We start from the raw sequence: 3,098 nt of genomic DNA on the forward strand, positions 1-3,098 counted from the left end.
CGTGGGTGACCGCGTGGGAGAGTAGGTCGCCGCCGGTCCATTATTCGAGAAGGCCGGAACCTGATGGACAGGTTCCGGCCTTTTTGCGTTGGGACCCCGCCCGGCCGTGTCATCGCCTTCGGCCCCGTCCATCCCATCCAGCGCGCATTCCAGAACCCCACCCCGCCGGACGGCCTGGATCATGGTGGCGTGCTCGCCCTTGGGTCGCCCTGGAGGCATGGATGCCTGAAGGGGAAGACGGGGCCGTTTGCTCTGCCCTCTTCCGTGATGGTGGAGGGGGAAAAGGGGGAGATAACGAGCCGGACAACACCACCTCCTGACCTCCCCCATCAGGGGGGAGGCATCTAAGAACGATGGATTTGTGGGGATCCAGGGTTTTCCTTACCTGGGTGGAATGGACTTCTGGGCATCCGGAAGTTTTCCTTCGGATCCTTCTGGGTGGCTCGGGTTGAAAAGCCGCCCTGAGGGCGTTAGGTTAGTTCAAAGAGGTTTAGATATTGGGTGAATCGAACGGATGAACGGATGGAGTGACCACATGCGCATCGTCGGAGCCAAAGACTTTTCCCGCTCACAAGCCTTTTCCAAGGATCTCTACTACGTGGGGTTTCTCAAACTCAAGGCCGGGTGGATTCCCTTGTGTGTGCTCAAGGACCCGCGCCGGAGTGAGGGCTTGGACATGATGCTGGTGAGCCGAAGCTATGAACCGGTAAAGGAGGCCGTGGACGCCTATGCGGCTCAAGTTCCGGCTGTGGAACAGACCTTTGTTCAATACCTTTTGGTGAAGGAGATCGCCAACCTGGTGGACCGGTATGGGGTGTCGTGGATCGGCGAGTTGGAAATGGACAGTGAGGACGGGTGTGGCTGCGGCTGTGGTTGCACCTGAGGCAATGGGGTGCCCTTCAAGGAGGATTTCATGGCTCGCATCATTTATTGCCACCCGGCCAAGACCAAATACGCTTTCCATGTCTTCACGGACCTGGATTTTTGGGATGCCCGAAAGATCTTGCAAGACCTGGCCAGTGTGAGGCGAAATTTCGGCCACAGCCCTCCCGGCAATGAGTTTCCGACCCAGGTTGTGCTGGAGGTGGCCCCGGCTCGGGTTCAGGAGGTGTTGAAAAGGCGCATCCGGCGGGCCATCGCCGCACCGCCCCGGCATGTGGTTATCGAGGCCCTCTTGATGGAGGGAGTGTACGAGTTCGATACGTCCCGCTACTTCCCCGAGCGATGGACCCGGTCCCAGAGGGAGCATTTCCTCCGATTCAGACTCCCCACTCAGCATGGTCTTTTGAGCAGTCCCTACAACACCTATCGTCTGGAATGGCAAGGCACACGGGTGCGCGTCGTTCCTGTGAAACGGAGCACAAAACACGATCCGGTCATCCGCACCCGCCGGGAGGCCAAACGCCATCTGATGGTTCCCACCTGCTTCTAAAAGTCGGCAATATCTTTGGATATAGCTCGGAAAGCGTGCTCTTGGAGTCCACAACGTGATCGCACGTGGCGGGCCTTGTGCATCTGGGCAAAACGAGTTGACAATCCGGCATTGATCCTATATGAGTAGGTGTCTCATAGGTAGGGCGGTCTCGTGCGCGTTTTCGCATGGGCTCGCCCCGTGGCGACAGTCCTTCCCCGAAGATCATGAGCCTTTGCCGTGAGCAGGCGCGCGTATGGCGGCACGTATGACCCATCAAAGCCAGAGATCACCCGGCCTCGAGCGACTGGTTGCCCTTCTGTCCAGAGTCAGCGCAAGCGCGGGCATCCATCACCATGGTTCCCACGGTTGGGTCGATGTGGGGGTTTTGTGATGAAAGGGGGTCCCCTTCTCCGCTCAAGTTGGAGGTGGCCCTGGGGTGGTTGGATTTGAGTTGTTGTTGCGGAACGTCTTGCCAATCGTTTTGATGCACAAAGAGGAGGAACGATCCCAGAAGAACAGAGGGCCGGTGTTTTAAATGAAAAAATGCACAAATCTCGAAAGGAGGGAGTAGCCTTGGCGTTCGAACCTGCAAAACAAAAATACACTGGAAGCATTCGTGAGGTGGTTCTCGGAACCGGCGACAAGGCGGTGAAGATCGGTGGCCGTTCGGCCTACCCCTTTTACACCTTCGAAGGGGAGATGCCCAATCTTCCGAGGGTCGCCATGGAGATCTGGGACAAGGATCCCAACGGAGAATGGTCGGACGTGGCCTTGGAGCCGTTCAAGGATGTGGTGCATGATCCGGCGGCTTGGGCCAAGAAGTGTGTTGAGGAGTACGGCGCGGAGATTCTGGTCGTCCAGACCAAGAGTGCCGATCCCAACGCGGAGAATAAGCCGGCGGAAGAGGTGGCCGAGGTCGTCAAGAGTGTGGTGGACGCCGTGGATGTCCCCGTGGTGGTCTGGGGTGTGGCCAACCACGAAAAGGATACGGAAGTGATGCGTGCCGTAGCGGAAAAGTGCGCCGGCAAGAATGTGGCCATCTCTCCGGTGGAGGAAGGCGACTACAAGCAGATCGGCGCCGCCTGCCTGGGCTACCAGCACACGGTGGTGGCCTCGTCGCCCATCGACGTCAATCTGGCCAAGCAGCTGAACATCCTGCTCGGCAACCTGGGTGTGCCCGAGGACAAGATCGTGATCGACCCCACCACCGGCGGGTTGGGTTACGGTTTGGAGTACAGCTATTCGGTCATCGAGCGTATCACCCAGGCGGCCCTGACCCAGGGTGACGACAAGCTTCAGCAGCCCATCATATGCAATGTGGCCAACGAAGTGTGGAAATGTAAAGAGGCCAACCAGACCACGGAAGAGGCTCCCGAGATGGGGGATCAAAAGACTCGCGGGGTCATGATGGAAGCCGTGACGGCCATCGACCTGCTGATCGCCGGGGCGGATGTGGTCGTGATGCGCCACCCTGAGGCCATCAAGCTGGTCAAGGGCTTCATCGAAAAGATGGTGTAAGAGAGCGCAATCTTGTGTCGCAACAATGGCCCCAGGAAGGGGCAGTGAGGTGTGATATGGCCGACGAGAAAAAGAAAAAAGAGTACAATTTCAAAGATTTTTCCATTTGCGACGCCACCGTCCAGATGCTGCAGAAGGCGGCGGCGGACGGGGTGGAGACGGCCTT

3 protein-coding genes are annotated in these 3,098 nt (G+C 58.3%); all 3 read left to right on the forward strand.

Annotation, left to right across the window (positions count from 1 at the left end):
• Positions 1-535: 535 nt before the first annotated feature.
• The 3 genes from B9A12_RS16460 to B9A12_RS16470 all read left to right on the forward strand — a co-directional run bounded on the left by B9A12_RS16460 (position 536) and on the right by B9A12_RS16470 (position 2,932).
• Positions 536-883 carry a hypothetical protein gene (locus B9A12_RS16460; protein ID WP_084059173.1) on the forward strand — a complete coding sequence of 116 codons (348 nt, stop codon included), beginning with the start codon at positions 536-538 and terminating at the stop codon, positions 881-883.
• Positions 884-913: 30 nt separating this feature from the next.
• Positions 914-1,432 carry a hypothetical protein gene (locus B9A12_RS16465; RefSeq protein WP_084059174.1) on the forward strand — a complete coding sequence of 173 codons (519 nt, stop codon included), beginning with the start codon at positions 914-916 and terminating at the stop codon, positions 1,430-1,432.
• 555 nt (positions 1,433-1,987) lie between these two features.
• Entirely contained in the window at positions 1,988-2,932 is a 945-nt protein-coding gene (locus B9A12_RS16470) for an acetyl-CoA decarbonylase/synthase complex subunit delta (protein WP_084059175.1), read from the forward strand.
• Positions 2,933-3,098: the final 166 nt, after the last annotated feature.

Origin of the sequence: Desulfacinum hydrothermale DSM 13146, from assembly GCF_900176285.1 — a bacterium.
In the GTDB taxonomy this organism is placed as follows: domain Bacteria; phylum Desulfobacterota; class Syntrophobacteria; order Syntrophobacterales; family DSM-9756; genus Desulfacinum; species Desulfacinum hydrothermale.